This window comes from Oceanihabitans sp. 2_MG-2023, assembly GCF_030547245.1.
Taxonomy (GTDB): domain Bacteria; phylum Bacteroidota; class Bacteroidia; order Flavobacteriales; family Flavobacteriaceae; genus Oceanihabitans.
This window is the reverse complement of record NZ_JAUOQT010000001.1, coordinates 856,004-874,189: the sequence shown is the minus strand read 5'-3', so window position 1 is coordinate 874,189 and position 18,186 is coordinate 856,004. Positions and strand designations below refer to the sequence as shown.

Genomic DNA, 18,186 nt, shown 5'->3' with positions numbered 1-18,186 from the left:
TATGTCAAACCAATCTATAAAAGCTATAGACGCAATTCAAGAAGCACAAAAAATTGCTTTCGCTCCATTTGTATTTCAAGCAACAGTTTCATTAAGAAAACTTGGTGTTTTCGACCTGATTTTTGAAAAAAGAAAAAAAGGAGGGATAACTTTAGAAGCAATTGCTGAAGAATTAAAACTTAGTACATATGGTGTTGGTGTATTATTAGAGATTGCAGAAAGTTCTAATATTGTTTCAAAAAATGAAACAGCTCATTTTGAATTAACAACTATTGGTTACTTTTTAGCATATAACGAAACGGTTAACGTAAATATTAATTTTACAAATGAAGTATGCTATAAAGGCCTATTTCATTTAGACGAAGCAATAAAAACAGGAGAACCTTCCGGATTAAAAGAATTAGGTAATTGGAGCACAGTTTACGAAGGCTTATCGCAACTTACACCTTTACAACAAAAATCTTGGTTTGAGTTTGACCATCATTATTCAGATGACATTTTTGCTGAAGCTTTAGGGATTTTATTCAAAAAGGATCGTAAAAAAATATTTGATATTGGTGCAAACACAGGGAAATTTACAGTAAAATGTTGCACCTACAATAGCGATGTTAATATTACTATGATTGATCTTCCTGGACAACTAAACAAAGCAAAAGCAAATGTGGAAAAAGCCGGTTTTAAAGATAGAGTTAAAGGCCATGAAATAGATTGGCTTTCCGATAACCCAACAATACCTAGTGATGCCGAAACCATTTGGATGAGTCAATTTTTAGATTGTTTCTCGAAAAAAGAAATTCTAAAAGTGCTAAAAACGTGTGTAAACTCTATGGACGAAAAATCCGAATTAATTATAATAGAGACCTTTACCGACAGACAAAAATTTGATAACGCAAAATTCATTTTAGAAGCGACCTCGCTTTACTTTACTGTAATTGCCAATGGTAACTCTAAAATGTATAAAGCAACAGAATTTAAAGAAATAGCTAAAGAAGCTGGATTACAACTTAATGAGGATATAGAAATTGGAGAATATCATACCATGTTTACCTTTAGTAAAGCATAACAAATGAACACCAAGCACCACATAAAATCCTATTGCAGTATAAAGAACAATCAAGTTTCTTTAAACGGATCTGTGGTATATAAAGACGAAGAAAATTCTTTTTTAACATTCATAAAAGCAGCCTATAAAAACCAAAACACGAAATATCCAAAATTTTTTAAAATGGATAATTTAAGTAAATTGGCTTTTTTAGCTGCTGATGTTTTATTAAAAAATGAAAACTTATCTTTAGAAGAGGAAAACAATATTGCAATTGTATTCTCTAACAAAGCCTCTAGTTTAGACACAGACAGAAAACATCAAATATCTATTCAAAATAAAGAAAGCTACTTTCCAAGTCCTGCAGTTTTTGTTTATACACTACCAAATATTTGTATTGGTGAGATAAGTATAAAATATAAGCTGTATTCTGAAAATAGTTTTTTTATCTTTGAAAACTTAAATGCGGAACATTTGTTAACCTACACAAATAGTTTATTATCAAGCAACAAAGCAGATCAAGTACTTTGTGGTTGGGTAGAATTTGATGGAGAAGAAAATTACGAAGCATTTTTATATTTAGTAGCTAACACAGGTACTACAAAACACAGTAAACAAGACATAATAAAATTATATAACACCTAATATGGACGCATTAAAACAAGAATTAAAAGAGAATTTAATCGAGCAATTAAATCTAGAAGACATGACTACAGAAGACATAGCAAACGATGATATGCTTTTTGGTGATGGTTTAGGTTTAGACTCCATTGATGCATTAGAGCTAATTGTAATGTTAGATAAAAGTTATGGTATTAAATTAACAGACCCAAAAGAAGGACGTTCTATTTTCGAGTCTATTAATACAATGGCAGCCTATATTACAGAACATAGATCTAAGTAATAAATTCAAAAAATAGACCTTTCAAGTTTTAAATCCTGAAAGGTCTGAAACCAAAAAAAGACCCTGTTTTACAGGAAGTTTATATGAGTAAAGGAGTTGCTATTACAGGAATGGGAATAATTTCTGCCATTGGAAACAATGTTGTAGAAAATTACCAATCCCTAATACATGGTAAAAAAGGAATCTCTCGTGTTTCTAAAATTAAAACCAATCATGTAAATGATATTATGGTTGGAGAAATTGATTTTACAAATGAAGCATTAGAGCAACAACTAGGTTTAACTTCAGATAATAATTATTCTAGAACAGCACTACTTGGTGCAATAGCAGCAAAACAAGCTATAAAAGATTCAGGTATTACCAATATAAACGCTTACAAAACTGGTTTAATTTCGGCTACAAGTGTTGGCGGAATGGACATGACAGAACGTTATTATTATGATTATCTAACCAACAAAGCCACACATAAATATATTGAAGGACATCATGCTGGCGATTCTACTCAAAAAATTGCAGCGCAATTAGGTATAGAAAAAAGCTTAGTAACAACCATAAGTACTGCTTGTTCTTCTGCTGCAAATGCTATCATGCTTGGAGCTCGTTTAATAAAATCTGGTCAATTAGATCGTGTAGTAGTTGGTGGTACAGACTGCTTATCTAAATTTACCATCAACGGTTTTAAAACTTTAATGATTTTATCAGACACTTACAATACACCTTTTGATGAGAATAGGAAAGGATTAAACCTTGGTGAAGCTGCAGCATTTTTAGTTTTAGAATCCGATAAAGTAGTACAAGAAGAAAACAAAAAAGTGCTCGCATACGTAAAAGGATATGGGAATGCTAATGATGCATATCACCAAACGGCTTCTTCAGAAAATGGAGATGGTGCAACTCTTGCTATGCAAAAAGCTTTAGAAGTTGCAGGCTATAAACCAGAAAATATAGACTATGTAAATGCGCATGGTACTGCAACAGGAAACAATGATTTATCTGAAGGAAGAGCAATTATAAGAATATTTGGAGATAACGTTCCAGATTTTAGCTCTACCAAAGCATATACAGGACATACACTTGCTGCTGCTGGTGCCATTGAAGCAATATATTCGGTTTTAGCACTACAAAACAATATTATTTACCCAAATCTGAATTTTAAAACGCAAATGAAGGAATTTAATATTACACCACAGCTAGAATTAAAAGAAAAACCACTACAATCCGTAATGTCAAACTCTTTTGGTTTTGGAGGAAATTGTTCTACCGTAATATATTCAAAAGAGCAATAATTATGAATAAGGTTTATATAAATAGCATCGCTTCTATATCTGCTCAAAAAACGTTTGACAATTCGTTATTTCTAACCGAAATTGAAAACTACGAAGCAAATGTAATTCCCGTTATCAATCCTAATTACAAAGATTACATTCCACCAGCTGCTGCAAGACGCATGGCAAAAGGAATTAAAATGGGAGTTGTAGCTTCAAAAATTGCATTGCAAGAATCTGGATTAGACACTATAGATGCCATCATTACAGGTACAGGAATGGGTTGTGTACGTGATTCCGAAAAATTTGTAAGTGCTATTATAGATAATGACGAGCAATACCTTACTCCTACTTCATTTATCCAATCTACACACAATACCGTTGGTGGACAGATTGCTTTAGAGTTACAATGCAAAGGCTATAATTTCACTTATGTACATGCTAGTAATTCTTTTGAATCTGCTCTTTTAGATGCAAAATTACAACTAGAATTAGACGAAGAAAAAAACATACTAATTGGTGGTGTGGATGAGATTGGAGAGCATACTACCAAAATTCATAAACTAGTTAATCATGTAAAAGCGGAAGCTATTAAAACTTCCGATGTTATAAACGCGCAAACTCCTGGTGCCGTTTTTGGAGAAGGCGCTAATTTCTTTGTGCTTTCTAATGAAAAACAAGCTTCTACCTATGCAGAAATCACTGCACTAAAAACATACAATACATTACCAGAAACAGAAGTTTTACATGAAGCTTCTAACTTCTTAAAAGAAAACAATATAAATATTGAAGATATCGATCTTTTAGTTCTTGGTAATAATGGTGATGTAGATTTTGACACTTTTTACACTAAGCTTACTGAAGGGTTTATAAACACACAACAAGCATATTACAAACATTTATGTGGTGAGTTTAATACTGCATCTTCTTTTGGGTTTTGGTTAGCTTCTAAAGTATTAAAAACACAAACACTTCCTGAGGCTGTAAAACTTAATAATAAAGACACAGCTTCATTTAAAAACATCTTATTATACAATCAGTATCGTGGAGAAAATCATAGTTTCACGCTACTAAAACAATGCTAAATTTTAAAACTGTAAATATTATCTCAAGTCTTCTTTTAGTTGGTTTGTTAGTTGCTTACAGCTATTATAGTTTTTCTATTTGGTTCATTATTTTATTCCTATTTGCTTGGTTTTTAATTACAGTTGCTGGATCTTCTTTCGTTGGATGGAATTATCACTTTACTTCTTTAAATTCCAATCCAGAAATAAACAAAAATCAAATTGCTATCACTTTTGACGATGGTCCTAACCTTGAATTTACACCAAAAGTATTAGCGCTTCTTAAAAAATATAATGCAAAAGCAACTTTTTTTTGTATTGGTAAAAATATAGAAATGCATCCTGAAGTTTTTAAAAGCATTATAAAAGAAGGGCATACAATTGGAAACCACACCTATACTCATAGCACTAATTTTGGTTTTTTTTCAGTAGAAAAAATGGTAGAAGAATTAAAAAAAACAAACAAAATAATTAATCGCCAAATTTGTAAAGACGCTCTATTATATAGACCTACTTTTGGTGTAACAAACCCACGAATTAAAAGAGCTTTACAAATTATAAAACTCCACTCTATAGGATGGAACAAACGCTCTTTAGATACCCGAAATTTAAGTGAGCAAACCATTTTAAAAAGAGTAACAAAAAACCTTAAAAAAGGGGATGTAATTCTATTGCATGACACTAGCGAGAAAACCATTAGTGTTTTGGAACAGTTATTGATATTTTTACAACAACAAAAAATCGAATCTGTAACAATTGATTCTTTATTTAACATTAAAGCATATGCATAAGCTCATATATATATTATTTTTTATCGTTTTTGCAGCAAAAGCGCAAACACCAATGAACAACACTGAAGCTACTGCTTTAAAAACAAAAGTAAAAGCTTTGGCAAATACTACCAATACTATTTCTAGTGATTTTATACAATACAAACATTTAGATTTTTTAGATAATGATATTAAAACTTCTGGAAAATTAGCTTTTAAGGCGCCAGATTTAGTAAAATGGGAATATATTGACCCTTTTAAATATTCGATTCTATTTAAAGATGAAACCCTTTTTATTAATGACGAGGGCAACAAAAGCAACGTAGATATTGGTAGTAACAAAATGTTTAAACAACTTAACAAACTTATTATTAGTAGTGTTAAAGGCGACATGTTTGATGATGCAGAATTTAATATAGAGTACTTCAAAAAAGACACAAATAGCTTGGTTTATTTTAGTCCGAAAGACAAAAAATTTGCTAAATATATTCAAGCATTTCATATTACATTCAATACAAAAGGAGATGTAATTGAAGTAAAAATGATAGAACCTTCACAAGATTATACCAAAATAATATTCCTAAACAAAGTACTAAACCAAACATTAGATAATGCGATATTTACTAATTAGTGTATGCTTTATCTTTATTGGCTGTGCATCGTTTCCAAAAAAAAACAATTTTATGGATGTTGCTGTAACAAGCAATGTTTTCAATCCCTATTTTTCTAATCTAAATCAAGATTACATTTACAAAGCCAACATAGAAGTCTACGACAATACTTTTGGAGGCCTTTTTATAGTTAAAAAAATTGCAGAACAACACCATAGAATTGTTTTTACCACAGAAATGGGAAATAAGCTTTTTGACTTTACTTTTAATAACGAAGATTTTAAAGTAAATTATATTCTAGAGGATCTCGATAAAAAAATACTCATTAATATTTTGAAGAAAGACTTTAGAGTCTTGATCACAGAGAATCTTAAAACAACAAAAGCGTACGCTTTAACTAAGGAAACCATAAAAAAAACCTCCTTAAATAACAAAGACTATTATTATTTTGAAAACCCAGAAATTAGTAAAGTGATTAGGGTTAATAATGGCAAAGAAAAAGTTAGGTTTTTGTTTTCAGAAATAAATGATAATATTGCACAAAAGATAGTAATATTACATAGTAATATTAAATTAAAAATAAACCTCAAATCCATAAATTAAAACAGAATGAAAAAAATTATTTTAAGCTTAGCCTTAATTATTGCTAGTACAACAGTGTTTTCGCAAGTAACAGTTAGTCCAGGAATAAAAGCAGGATTCAATCTAGCAAACCTTTCTAATGTAGATGAATCTACTGCAAAGTTAGGTCTTCAAGGTGGTTTATATGTAAATCTTCATCTGGCACGCTTTTACGAATTACAAATTGAGACTACCTATTCTAATCAAGGAACTACATTTGAATACTCTGATTTTGATTCTACTTATGAAGAAGATTTAGACCTAGAATATGTAAGTTTAAACTTAGCAAACAAATTTTTTCCTGTTCCAGATATTGGTCTTAATTTAATTATTGGACCTAGTTTAGATATATTGGTTAACTCTGCTTATTACAACGATGCAACACCAATAGATATTTCTTTTTTTGGAGGTATTGGTTATGAGTTTCCTTTTGGTTTAGGTTTAGAAGTTCGTTACAAACAAGGAATAATTGATGTTCGTGATGATTATTATAACGACTATTACTATGATGATTACGACGACAATTACTACGATAATGATAGTGCATTAAACGGTGTTATTCAATTTGGAGTAACCTATAAGTTCGACTTTAGCAAAATGTAAATAAAACATGCAATTAAAAGACTTTTACACAGTAAATAATGTAGCAATTGCCGAGAATTTGGCAACTGCTAACATTACCATAAACAAAGATCACGAAATCTTTAAAGGACATTTTCCTGGAAATCCTGTAACTCCAGGAGTTTGTATGATGCAAATTATTAAAGAGTTAACCGAAGATGTAGTTGGTAAAAAATTAAGGATGCAATCTTCTAGCAACATTAAATTTATGGCAATAATAAATCCCGAGAAAACACCAGATTTAGTATTAAAATTAGACATTAGTGAAACCGAAGAAGGGTATAAAGTAAAAAATAGTACTTCATTTGGAGACACTGTGGCATTAAAATTGACAAGTAACTTTATAGAAAAGTAATCTACTTGGTTTTAAAGACCTTGTAGGTTTATAAAAACTAAAAAATGAAATTAATTGTTTTATTAATAACTGCATTAAGCTTAAACATACAGTCTTTAAATTTAGATTCTGTTAGAGATGCTTATAAAATTGCTGCAAAAGACAAGACCAAAACCGAAGCCTTTAATCAGTCTTTAGCACATATAACCAAAAAAGATAAAGTAGAATTTATTGCATACAAAGGCGCTGCAATAGCATTAGTTGCAAAACACGCAAAAACTTTAAAAGAAAAAAAAGAAGGTTTTGTAGAAGGTGTAACATTAGTAGAATATGCAATCACCAAAGCACCTAACAATATCGAACTACGTTTTATACGTTTAGGTATTCAAGAAAATACACCAAAGCTTTTAAAATACAAAAGCAACATAGACGAAGACAGACTCACAATCTTAAAACAATTTAATAGTATAAAATCTTCCACATTAAAAAAACACATAAAAGACTATATTTTACAGTCTAAAGTCTTTACAGATGAAGAAAAATCATTAATTTTAGACTCGTAAAAAGAAAACACTTTCTTTAAGTGACTAACGAGCTATTAATTAATAAAATAAACAATCTGAAAATCTGTGTGTTAATTCCAACATACAACAACGAGCGTACATTAAAACGTGTTATCGATGGTGTTTTGCAATACACAAAAAACATCATTATTATTAATGATGGAGCTACAGATAGCACTGCGCAAATTCTAGAAAACTATTCGCAAGTACAACATATTTTTATTCCTAAAAATCAAGGAAAGGGAAATGCATTACGCCAAGGTTTTATTAAAGCAACAACTTTAGGCTACCATTATGCTATTACTATTGATTCGGATGGGCAACATTTTCCAGAAGATATTCAAGCATTTGTAGCAGCTTTAGAACAATCCAAAAACAAAAATCTTTTACTTATTGGAGCTCGTAATATGAGTCATGAAACCGTTCCTGGGAAAAGTAGTTTTGGAAATAAATTCTCTAACTTTTGGTTTTGGTTTGAAACAGGAATTAAACTAACAGATACGCAATCTGGTTTTAGAATGTATCCTCTAAAAGCTTTAGAAAAACTAAAGTTTTATACAAAGAAATTCGAATTTGAAATAGAAGTAATTGTAAAAGCAGCGTGGAATGATGTAGAAGTAAAAAACATTCCTATAAAGGTGTTATATGATGAAACCGAACGCGTTTCTCATTTTAGACCTTTTAAAGATTTTACAAGAATTAGCATTTTAAACACTTGCTTAATATTAATATTAGCATTTTACATAAAGCCGAGAAATTTATTCCGAAAATTAAAAAAAAAAGGAATTAAACGATTCTTTATCGAAGACTTTTTAGGGCATCAAGACACACCAACAAAAAAAGCATTATCTGTGGCACTTGGAGTATTTATTGGTTTATCTCCTTTTTGGGGTTTTCATACCCTATTAGTAATTTCATTAGCGGTACTATTTCGATTAAACAAAGCAATTTCTTTTGGTTTTTCTAATGTAAGCTTACCCCCTTTTATTCCTTTTGTGTTATACGCAAGTTCAAAAATTGGACAAACTATTTTAGGTGTAGACTACAACTATACTTTAGATATGTTTAAAAATGGTTTCGAAATAACAGATCACCTAAAAACCTACTTAGTTGGTAGTTTTACATTGGCTATATTATCTGCAATGGTATTAGGTATACTAAGTTTTGTACTGTTTACTATTTTTAATAAAAAAAACATAACATTACAAAATGGATAAGCTGTTTTATAAAATACACCAACGTATTGCCTCTCAAAAACCTTTAAGCATTGGTATTTTGTTAGCACTCTTTGTTGGCTTATTTTTTCTAGCTTCAAATATTAAATTCGAAGAAGATATTACCAAACTTATTCCGCAAAGCGAAAAATCTTCCGAAGCACAAAAAGTACTTAAACAAGTTAATTTTGCCGATAAGATTATTGTAAATATTCAACGAAAAGAAAACGGAAATACAGATGATTTAACCAACTATGCAACGCAGTTTATTGATAGTATTTCTAATTCTTCAGAAGCATATATAAAAGACATTCAAGGGCAAGTTGCAGATAAGGATATAATGAATACCTTAGACTTTGTATACAACAATTTACCTTTGTTTTTAAATAAAGAAGATTACCAAACCATACAACAAAAACTAGATAAAGATAGTATTCAAAAAACCACGAATGCTAATTATAAAACCTTAGTTTCCCCTTCTGGTTTTGTGGCTAAAGAAACCATTTTAAAAGATCCATTAGGCTTATCTTTTATTGCTTTAAAAAAACTACAAGAATTAAGTTTTGGTGATGACTTCACGCTATATAACGGATTTATAATTAGTAAAGACAAAAACAATGTACTGCTTTTTATTACACCAACATTTGCATCTAGCGAAACAGCAGAAAACGCAACTTTTGCAGATAATTTATATGCACTACAAGATCAACTGAATATAACATTTAAAAATAAAGTAGAAGCTGAATATTTTGGAGGAGCGCTTATAGCTGTTGCAAATGCCAAGCAAATAAAAAGAGACATTCAACTTACTGTTGGTATTGCTGTAACCGTTTTATTACTTATTCTTATTCTTTTTTACAAAAAATTAAGCATACCAATTATTCTATTTACACCTACCATTTTAGGTGCACTTTTGGCGGTAAGCTTATTATATCTTATACGCGGTAAAATATCTGCAATTTCACTGGGTATTGGTTCAGTACTTCTTGGTGTAACTCTAGATTATGCGCTACATATTCTTACACATATTCGCAGTAACAACAATGCAAAACAGTTATATAAAGAAATTACTAAACCTATTTTAATCAGTAGTTTAACAACAGCTTTAGCCTTTTTATGTTTATTGTTTATTGAGTCGCAAGCATTACAAGATTTAGGCATTTTTGCAGCAATTAGCGTTTTAGGCGCTTCGGTTTTTGCGCTACTTTTTATTCCGCAAGTATATAATACCAAAACAGAAACGGCTACTAAAAAAAATGTTATAGATCGCGTAGCTTCTTATCCTTTGCACCAAAACAAATGGGTTTTAATTGCTTTAGCAATTCTTATAGGTATTAGTGCTTTTACCTATAACAAAGTGACTTTTAATAACGACTTAGCAAAACTAAATTTTGAACCTAAATCGTTAATGGATGCGCAACAAAGGTTAGATGCACTTACTAATATTTCATCAAAATCGGTGTATTTAGCCACATACGGAAACACAGAAAACGAAGCACTACAAGCTAATGATGTTATTTTCCCAATGCTTAAAAAGCTTCAAAAGGATGATAAAATAATTCAGTTTAGTTCTATTGGTTCTTTAATTCAATCTGAAGAAATTCAAAATCAGAAAATTAATACTTGGAAGCAGTTTTGGACTATAGAAAACATTCAAAACACAAAAAACAATTTAGTGGAAAGCGGAAAAACTTTAGGTTTTAAACCAACCACCTTCCACAAATTTTATGCGCTATTAGAGAATACTTTTAATCCGCTAACGGTTACCGACTTTAAAGCTTTAAAAAATATTTCTACCGAAGATTATATTTCTTCCAAAAACGATTTCTCCACCGTAACTACTTTAGTTAAAGTACAAGATAAAAACACACAAAGCCTAGTAGATACTTTTGAAAACCAAGAAAAAACAGTCGTTGTAGATAGAAAACACATGAACGAAACTTTTTTAGGCAATCTAAAAACCGACTTTAATCGTCTAGTTTTATACTCTTCTATCGTTGTTTTATTATTATTATTACTTTTTTACAGAAGTATTTCTTTAACCTTAGTTACAGCAATTCCAATTGCACTTACTTGGCTGTTAACCATTGGTACAATGGGATTTTTTGGTATACAGTTTAATATATTTAATATCATAATTTCCACCTTTATTTTTGGTTTAGGTATAGACTATTGTATTTTTATTACTAATGGTTTACTGCACGAATATAAAACAGGAGAAATAGCTTTACCAACACATAAAACCTCTATTATACTTTCGGTTATAACCACTATTTTAGGCGTTGGTGTTTTAATTTTTGCTAAGCATCCTGCTTTACATTCCATCTCGCTAGTTTCGATTATTGGTATTTTATCTGCTTTATTAATTTCGTTTAGTATACAACCTTTACTTTTTAAATTATTTATTGGAAGTAAAACCAAAAGACCAATAACTTTGCATTTATTATTACATGCTCTTTTTTCTTTTGGGTATTATGGTATTGGTGGATTTGTATTGGGATTAATAGCAGCTATTGTTTTCCCTCTCATTCCGCTTTCTAAAAAAGTAAAAATGCCTTGGTTTCATCAAGTGCTCTCTAAATTTATGAGATCTGTATTTTTTACTAATCCATTTGTTAAGGTAAAAACTCTAAATCCAAATAACGAAACCTTTAAAAAACAAGCTATCATTATTGCAAACCACACCTCTTTTTTAGATATTCTAGCAATTGGTATGCAATCTCCAAAAATTATTTTCTTGGTAAACGATTGGGTATACAACTCTCCTGTTTTTGGAAGAACTGTAAAAATGGCTGGTTTTTATCCAGTTTCTAATGGTATTGATGGTGGTGTCTCACATTTAAAAAACAAATTAGATCAAGGCTATTCTTTAATGGCCTTTCCAGAAGGAACTAGATCTTATACAAACAAGATAAAACGTTTTCATAAAGGTGCTTTTTTCTTAGCCGAAGAATTAAATCTAGATATTCTGCCTATACTAATTCATGGTAATTCTGAAGTCCTACCAAAAGGAAGCTTTATAATAAAAAGAGAACATCTTACCATAAAAATATTAGATAGAATTACAACCGAAGATCAAAGTTTTGGTTCTACATCTAGAGAAAAAACGAAAGCAATAAGTGCTCATTTTAAGAAAGAATTTAATCTACTTCGTGATGAGTTAGAAAACGAAACATACTTTCATCGTATTGTTTTAGAAGATTACAGATATAAAGGAGATGCACTTTATAAAAAGGTTAAAACAGATTTAAAGACCAACGCAATAAATTATAGAGCAATTCTAGATACTATTGGCGAAAAAGATGTTATTACACATTTTTCTAAAGATTCTGGACAACTAGACTTACTATTGGCTTTAGATCATCCAGACAGGAAAATACATACGTTTATTAAAGACAAAAATGAAAGTGCAATAGTTAAAAATAGCTACATTACAAATACACATTATAAAATTTCGGTGTATAATTCTATGGAAGAACTAATACAAAACAACACTAATACTGCTATACTTAATCTTAAAGGGATTCCTGAAAATGAAATTAAAAATATAGCAAATACTGCGAATGTTTTTGTATTATTAAAAGAATGTCGAAATTTATATATTGAACTTTTAAAATCTTTAGATTTTAAAGTTGAAAAAGAAAACGAAACACTTATTATCTTAAAAAAATAAAATATTGAAGTACAAAGAATATTATGATGTTGTAATCGTTGGAAGTGGTCTCGCTGGATTGGTTTCTGCAATTATTCTTGCCAAAGAAGGAAAGAGTGTTTGCGTTTTAGAAAAAAACAATCAATATGGTGGAAACCTACAAACCTTTGTTCGTAACAAAACTATTTTTGATACAGGAGTACATTATATTGGTGGCTTAAGCGAAGGACAAAACTTACATCAATACTTTAAATATATTGATATTTTAGACGGCATACAGCTTCATAAAATGGATGAAGATGGTTTTGATGTCATCTCTTTTGATGAAGACCCTAAAGAGTATAAACATGCACAAGGCTACGATAATTTTATAAAAAACTTATTAGTAGATTTCCCTGATGAAGAAGAAGGTATCAAAATGTATTGCCAAAAGCTACAAGAAACCTGTCTTAAATTCCCGTTATACTCCCTTAAAAAAGGAAAGCCTTATTATGATGATGCTGAAATTTTTCAACTACCAGCAAAAGAATACATAAATTCATTTACAACAAATAAAAAACTGCAAGCGGTTTTAGCTGGTTCTAATTATTTGTATGCCGGAGATCAAAACAAAACACCATTTTTTGTACATGCATTATCTACAAACTCCTATATACAAAGTTCCTATCGTTGTGTCAATGGTGGAAGCCAAATTACCAAAGTGCTAATTAAAAGACTAAAAGCCGAAGGTGGAGAAGTGTATAAACATCACGAAGTTTCAAAATTCGGATTTGAAGATGGTTTAATCACTTCAGCAACTACAACCAAAGGAGTAGAGGTTAAAGGTGGTTTATTTATTTCTAATATAGAACCGAAACTTACTGTAAAAATGGTAGGGGAAGATAAATTTAGAAAATCATACACCAACCGAATTGAAAAAATTGAAAGTACCATTGCTGCTTTCACTTTATACCTTGTTTTAAAACCGAACACGTTTAAATATCAAAATAAAAACTTCTACCATTTTAAAGATGCTACCAAAGTTTGGGATTCCCACAACTACACACAAGAAAGTTGGCCAGAAGGATATATGATGTCTATGGGAATTAAGAAAAATTCTAACGGATTTGGTGATAGTATTGCGGTAATGACCTATATGAATTATGACGAAGTAAAACCTTGGGAAGACACACACAATACCGTTGCAAATAAAAACGACAGAGGGCAAACCTACGAGCAATTTAAAACCGAAAAAGCAGAAACACTTATTGATGAGTTAGTAAAAAAATTCCCTAATATTAGAGATTGTATCGAAGCTTATTACACCTCAACACCTTTGTCTTATAGAGATTATATTGGTAGTAATCGTGGTTCTATGTACGCCTATGTTAAAGATGTAAACAAACCTTTACACTCACATTTATCGCCAAAAACTAAAATAAAAAACTTGTTTTTTACCGGTCAGAGTTTAAATATGCACGGAATTTTAGGAGTAACGATAAGCGCTATTATTACCTGTTCCGAAATTCTTGGTAAAGATTATTTATTAGATAAGATTTTAGAATCTAACAGCCATGAAGATTAAAAATTTTAATTGCTACACTTCGTTTTTAGTTGTCATACTTTTTGCGGCACTCACTTCATGTGGTATCTCAAAATCTATACATGACATTCCAGATGTAAGTGGTTATGATGCAACAATTTCAGAAAAAATTACAATTAACGATTCTACGTTTGCTTCAGGAAATAATAGTTTTGCAAAAAACGAATATGGTTCTTATGAATTGTTTGTAGAAGGAAACGCTTACCAAATTGGTTTAAATACGGGTTTATTAACCGAAGATTTATTTAAAACCCAAGAGCATGCTTTTTTAAGTAAAGTAGACGAATTGGTTCCCTCTAAATTCAAGCAATATCTACTACGAAAAGTTTTAGCTTTCTACAATCGAAAGATGTATTTACATATTCCAGAAGCTTACAAAGCAGAGATTTTAGGGCTATCCAAATATGCATCCAACGACTATAATCATATTGCCGAAGAATATTTAAGAGTGTTGTATCTTCACGGCGCGCATGATATTGGTCACGCTATGCAAGATTTAATGTTGGTTGGTTGTTCTTCTTTTGCTGCTTGGGGGAATAAAACCGAAGACGGACAATTATTAATCGGTAGAAACCTAGATTTCTATGCTGGTGATGACTTCGCAAAAAATAAAATAGTAGCTTTTGTAAACCCAACAGAAGGTTACAAATTTATGTCGGTAACTTGGCCCGGAATGATTGGTGTAGTTTCTGGTATGAATGAACACGGACTTACAGTGACTATAAATGCTGGAAAATCTAAAATTCCTTGGATTGCCAAAACACCAATTTCTATTTTAAATCGTGAAATTTTACAATATGCATCAACTATTGATGAAGCCATAGCCATTGCCAAAAAACGTCAGGTTTTTGTATCCGAATCCATTTTTGTTGGTAGTGCAAAAGACAAAAAAGCCATTACTATTGAGGTTTCACCTAAGAATTTTGGTGTGTATCAAGTAGAAAATACCAACCAATTAATATGTACCAATCACTTTCAAAGTGACGCTTATGCAGAAGATAAAAATAACATAAAAGCAATAGCCGAAAGTCATTCAGCATATCGTTACGAACGTATGGAAGAACTTTTAGCTGCTACCGAAAAATTAAATGTACAAGACGCTGTAGCTATTCTACGAAACAAAGAAGGTTTACATGATAAAGCCATTGGTTATGGCAATGAGAAAGCCTTAAACCAACTTTTAGCACACCATGGTATTGTTTTTAAACCCGAAGAGCGACAGGTTTGGGTTTCATCCAATCCGTATCAATTAGGTGCATTTGTAGCTTACGATTTAGATGAGGTTTTTGCAGATGCTTCCGCTTCCCATCTAAACCTTTCTATACCAGAATTAACCATTGAAGCAGATGCGTTTCAGTTTACCGAAGCATATAAAAATTATGAAGCCTACAGAATAGCTAGTAAAGCATTACAACATGCTATTAGTAATGAAACAAAAATTTCTTCAGAAAAGCTTACAGAAACCATTCAACTAAACCCAGAGTATTGGGAAGTATATTATCTTGTTGGAAAATATTATTACGAAAAAGGATTTTATACAGCAGCTTTACATGCTTTTGAAACTGCAAATACCAAAGAAATTACTACCGTTCCAGATCAAGAGGAATTAGATAAATATATTAAAAAGATTAAAAGGAAATTAAATTTATGATTCCTAAAATAGAACAAGCATCAACCAAAGAAATTAAAGCTTTTCAAGAAAATAAATTAGCAGAATTGTTAACGTATTTAAATGAAAACTCAGCATACTACAAACGTGTTTTTAAAGAAAACAATATTGCAATTGATGCTATTCAAACTATTGAAGATTTATCTAAAATTCCAGTTACAACCAAAGACCAATTACAACAAAATAATGATGCTTTTTTATGTGTGCCAAAAAGTAAAATAATCGATTATGTTACTACTTCTGGTACTTTAGGAGACCCTGTAACTTTTGCTTTAACCGATAATGACTTAGAGCGTTTAGCATATAACGAAGCTATTTCTTTTGCTTGTGCAGGAGTTGGCAAGGAAGATATTGTACAACTCATGACAACCATAGACAGGCGTTTTATGGCAGGATTAGCATACTTTCTTGGTGTACGTAAACTTGGTGCCGGAATCATTCGTGTAGGCGCAGGAATACCAGAATTACAATGGGATTCCATTTTAAAATTTAAACCAACCTATTTGATAGCTGTCCCTTCGTTTTTATTAAAACTTATGGAGTATGCCGAACGAAATGAAATAGATATAAATGCATCTGGAGTTAAAGGTGCCATATGCATAGGCGAACCGTTGCGCGAACAAGATTTTAGTTTAAATACCTTGTCGCAAAAAATAAAAGCCAAGTGGGATATTGAATTGTTTTCTACCTATGCTTCTACCGAAATGAATACTGCATTTACCGAATGTGAACACCAACAAGGAGGGCATCAGCACCCAGAATTAATTATTGTTGAAATTTTAGACGATAAAAATCATGTTGTTCCTGAAGGTGAAGTTGGCGAATTAACCATCACAACTTTAGGTATAGAGGGTATGCCTTTATTGCGTTTTAAAACTGGTGATATGGTAAAGGCACATAAAGAAACTTGTTCTTGTGGTAGAAACACCATGCGTTTAGGACCAGTTGTTGGTAGAAAAAAACAAATGATAAAATATAAAGGCACCACTTTGTATCCTCCAGCAATGGATAATATTTTAAACGATTTTAATGCAGTAGAAAGTTATATTATCGAGATTTCTCATAATGATATTGGTACCGATGAAATTCTAATAAAAATTGCGGCAACCGATCCTTCCGAAAAATTATTACAAAGTATTAAAGATCACTTTAGAGCGAAACTTCGTGTTGCGCCAAGAATAGCCTTTCATGATAAAAAAGAAATTCAAAAACTACAGTTTCCTGCAATGAGCAGAAAACCTATTTTGGTAATTGATAAGCGATCCTAATGTATTATGACGCTTGTTGCATGTTTTGCACTAAACCTTTATCTACATAAACTTCTAAAAGTTTTGCTGTATTAGAACTAAATACTACCTCCTCTGTATTTGCAGGAATTAAAATCGTTTCTCCCATCTTTACCGTTTCGGTATGTAAACCAGCTGTTATTTCAACTTGCCCTTCTACACACATAAAAATTACAAACGAATCTAAGTGACTATAATTCTTTACTTGGTGGTTGGTAATATCTAAAATGTTAGTTGTAAAATATTCACAATCTACTAAACTTGCGCTTGTATTTGGTTTTAAATCGTAGCTTGCTTTACAATTAGTATCAAACTCTTTAGTTGCTTGTTCTGCCAATTGCGTGTGTAATTCTCTTTTTTGTCCAGAATCATCGGTTCTATCCCAATCGTAAACACGGTAAGTAATATCGCTTGTTTGTTGAATTTCTGCTGCAAGAACTCCAGCTCCAATAGCATGAATTTTTCCTGCAGGAATAAAAAAACTATCTCCTTTTTTTACTTGTTCTCTATTAAAAATAGTATCTACATTAGTTGCATTAATATGATTTAAAACTTTTGGGTTTGTAGTTTTATCTTTTAAACCTAAAACAATATCTGCTTTTTCATCGCTATCCATAATGTACCACATTTCTGTTTTACCAAAAGAATCATGATGTTTTTTAGCCATTGTATTATCTGGGTGTACTTGCACAGATAAATCTGTTTTCGCATCTAAAAATTTAATTAATAGCGGAAAATTATATCCAAAGTTTGCAAAATTCTCTGCTCCTAAAAGCGTTGCTTCATGATCTTCAATTAGTGTTTTTAAACTAGCTCCTTTATAAGCTCCATTACTAACTTCTGAAATATTTCCATTTACATCAGAAATCTCCCAACTTTCACCTACATTATTTTTGTTTGTATCTTTTCCTAAAAGGGTACCTAGTTTGTTACCTCCCCAGATTTTTTCTTTTAATATTGGATTGAATTTTATTGGATAAACTTTCAT

General features: G+C 30.9%; 17 protein-coding genes. 16 read left to right on the top strand and 1 reads right to left on the bottom strand.

Translation table 11 applies throughout. The features are described from left to right. Position 1 precedes the first annotated feature (1 nt). The 16 genes from Q4512_RS03810 (at position 2) to Q4512_RS03735 (ending at position 17,180) form a co-directional block, all read left to right on the top strand. Positions 2–1,063 carry a methyltransferase gene (locus Q4512_RS03810; protein WP_303421758.1) on the top strand — a complete coding sequence of 354 codons (1,062 nt, stop codon included), beginning with the start codon at positions 2–4 and terminating at the stop codon, positions 1,061–1,063. Between the two features lie 3 nt (positions 1,064–1,066). After that, positions 1,067–1,687: a 3-oxoacyl-ACP synthase gene (locus Q4512_RS03805; protein ID WP_303421756.1), complete on the top strand. Its 621-nt coding sequence runs from the start codon at positions 1,067–1,069 to the stop codon at positions 1,685–1,687. Between the two features lies 1 nt (position 1,688). Next, on the top strand, positions 1,689–1,946 hold the full coding sequence (locus Q4512_RS03800) for a phosphopantetheine-binding protein (RefSeq protein ID WP_303421754.1): 258 nt from the start codon (positions 1,689–1,691) through the stop codon (positions 1,944–1,946). 83 nt (positions 1,947–2,029) lie between these two features. Then, positions 2,030–3,232, top strand: a complete 1,203-nt coding sequence (locus Q4512_RS03795; RefSeq protein WP_303421752.1) for a beta-ketoacyl-[acyl-carrier-protein] synthase family protein — start codon at positions 2,030–2,032, stop codon at positions 3,230–3,232. A gap of 2 nt (positions 3,233–3,234) precedes the next feature. Continuing rightward, positions 3,235–4,296, top strand: coding sequence for a beta-ketoacyl synthase N-terminal-like domain-containing protein (locus Q4512_RS03790; RefSeq protein ID WP_303421750.1), 1,062 nt, complete (start codon positions 3,235–3,237; stop codon positions 4,294–4,296). Next, positions 4,290–5,066 carry a polysaccharide deacetylase family protein gene (locus tag Q4512_RS03785; protein ID WP_303421748.1) on the top strand — a complete coding sequence of 259 codons (777 nt, stop codon included), beginning with the start codon at positions 4,290–4,292 and terminating at the stop codon, positions 5,064–5,066. Before Q4512_RS03790 ends, Q4512_RS03785 begins: the two co-directional genes overlap by 7 nt. After that, positions 5,059–5,676, top strand: coding sequence for an outer membrane lipoprotein carrier protein LolA (locus tag Q4512_RS03780; RefSeq protein WP_303421746.1), 618 nt, complete (start codon positions 5,059–5,061; stop codon positions 5,674–5,676). The genes Q4512_RS03785 and Q4512_RS03780 overlap by 8 nt, the downstream gene beginning before the upstream one ends. Continuing rightward, positions 5,657–6,259: a hypothetical protein gene (locus Q4512_RS03775; RefSeq protein ID WP_303421744.1), complete on the top strand. Its 603-nt coding sequence runs from the start codon at positions 5,657–5,659 to the stop codon at positions 6,257–6,259. The genes Q4512_RS03780 and Q4512_RS03775 overlap by 20 nt, the downstream gene beginning before the upstream one ends. 6 nt (positions 6,260–6,265) lie before the next feature. Further along, positions 6,266–6,880, top strand: a complete 615-nt coding sequence (locus Q4512_RS03770) for a porin family protein (protein WP_303421742.1) — start codon at positions 6,266–6,268, stop codon at positions 6,878–6,880. A gap of 7 nt (positions 6,881–6,887) precedes the next feature. Then, the gene (locus tag Q4512_RS03765; RefSeq protein ID WP_303421740.1) at positions 6,888–7,253 is read left to right on the top strand and encodes a 3-hydroxyacyl-ACP dehydratase; all 366 of its coding nucleotides are present in this window, start codon (positions 6,888–6,890) and stop codon (positions 7,251–7,253) included. A gap of 44 nt (positions 7,254–7,297) precedes the next feature. After that, entirely contained in the window at positions 7,298–7,795 is a 498-nt protein-coding gene (locus Q4512_RS03760; RefSeq protein ID WP_303421738.1) for a hypothetical protein, read from the top strand. Between the two features lie 20 nt (positions 7,796–7,815). Next, positions 7,816–9,012 carry a DUF2062 domain-containing protein gene (locus Q4512_RS03755; protein ID WP_303421736.1) on the top strand — a complete coding sequence of 399 codons (1,197 nt, stop codon included), beginning with the start codon at positions 7,816–7,818 and terminating at the stop codon, positions 9,010–9,012. Beyond that, positions 9,005–12,682: an MMPL family transporter gene (locus Q4512_RS03750; RefSeq protein ID WP_303421734.1), complete on the top strand. Its 3,678-nt coding sequence runs from the start codon at positions 9,005–9,007 to the stop codon at positions 12,680–12,682. Before Q4512_RS03755 ends, Q4512_RS03750 begins: the two co-directional genes overlap by 8 nt. Positions 12,683–12,686: 4 nt before the next feature. Further along, complete coding sequence (locus Q4512_RS03745) at positions 12,687–14,225, top strand: NAD(P)/FAD-dependent oxidoreductase (protein ID WP_303421732.1); 1,539 nt, start codon at positions 12,687–12,689, stop codon at positions 14,223–14,225. Next, positions 14,215–15,894: a C45 family peptidase gene (locus tag Q4512_RS03740; RefSeq protein ID WP_303421730.1), complete on the top strand. Its 1,680-nt coding sequence runs from the start codon at positions 14,215–14,217 to the stop codon at positions 15,892–15,894. The genes Q4512_RS03745 and Q4512_RS03740 overlap by 11 nt, the downstream gene beginning before the upstream one ends. Next, the gene (locus tag Q4512_RS03735) at positions 15,891–17,180 is read left to right on the top strand and encodes a phenylacetate--CoA ligase family protein (protein WP_303421728.1); all 1,290 of its coding nucleotides are present in this window, start codon (positions 15,891–15,893) and stop codon (positions 17,178–17,180) included. Before Q4512_RS03740 ends, Q4512_RS03735 begins: the two co-directional genes overlap by 4 nt. A 4-nt stretch (positions 17,181–17,184) precedes the next feature. Here Q4512_RS03735 and Q4512_RS03730 read toward each other — a convergent pair whose 3' ends face one another. Beyond that, a complete protein-coding gene (locus Q4512_RS03730) occupies positions 17,185–18,186 on the bottom strand; it encodes a type I phosphomannose isomerase catalytic subunit (RefSeq protein WP_303421726.1) in 1,002 nt (333 codons plus the stop codon).

Excerpts from the sequence above, each read along its gene's own strand:
- Q4512_RS03800 (WP_303421754.1), top strand. The coding sequence starts at position 1,689 with ATGGACGCATTAAAACAAGAATTAAAAGAGAATTTAATCGAGCAATTA.
- Q4512_RS03740 (WP_303421730.1), top strand. The coding sequence starts at position 14,215 with ATGAAGATTAAAAATTTTAATTGCTACACTTCGTTTTTAGTTGTCATA.
- Q4512_RS03780 (WP_303421746.1), top strand. The coding sequence starts at position 5,059 with ATGCATAAGCTCATATATATATTATTTTTTATCGTTTTTGCAGCAAAA.
- Q4512_RS03765 (WP_303421740.1), top strand. The coding sequence starts at position 6,888 with ATGCAATTAAAAGACTTTTACACAGTAAATAATGTAGCAATTGCCGAG.
- Q4512_RS03805 (WP_303421756.1), top strand. The coding sequence starts at position 1,067 with ATGAACACCAAGCACCACATAAAATCCTATTGCAGTATAAAGAACAAT.
- Q4512_RS03760 (WP_303421738.1), top strand. The coding sequence starts at position 7,298 with ATGAAATTAATTGTTTTATTAATAACTGCATTAAGCTTAAACATACAG.
- Q4512_RS03810 (WP_303421758.1), top strand. The coding sequence starts at position 2 with ATGTCAAACCAATCTATAAAAGCTATAGACGCAATTCAAGAAGCACAA.
- Q4512_RS03785 (WP_303421748.1), top strand. The coding sequence starts at position 4,290 with ATGCTAAATTTTAAAACTGTAAATATTATCTCAAGTCTTCTTTTAGTT.
- Q4512_RS03790 (WP_303421750.1), top strand. The coding sequence starts at position 3,235 with ATGAATAAGGTTTATATAAATAGCATCGCTTCTATATCTGCTCAAAAA.
- Q4512_RS03770 (WP_303421742.1), top strand. The coding sequence starts at position 6,266 with ATGAAAAAAATTATTTTAAGCTTAGCCTTAATTATTGCTAGTACAACA.
- Q4512_RS03730 (WP_303421726.1), bottom strand. The coding sequence starts at position 18,186 with ATGAAAGTTTATCCAATAAAATTCAATCCAATATTAAAAGAAAAAATC.
- Q4512_RS03750 (WP_303421734.1), top strand. The coding sequence starts at position 9,005 with ATGGATAAGCTGTTTTATAAAATACACCAACGTATTGCCTCTCAAAAA.
- Q4512_RS03795 (WP_303421752.1), top strand. The coding sequence starts at position 2,030 with ATGAGTAAAGGAGTTGCTATTACAGGAATGGGAATAATTTCTGCCATT.
- Q4512_RS03735 (WP_303421728.1), top strand. The coding sequence starts at position 15,891 with ATGATTCCTAAAATAGAACAAGCATCAACCAAAGAAATTAAAGCTTTT.
- Q4512_RS03775 (WP_303421744.1), top strand. The coding sequence starts at position 5,657 with ATGCGATATTTACTAATTAGTGTATGCTTTATCTTTATTGGCTGTGCA.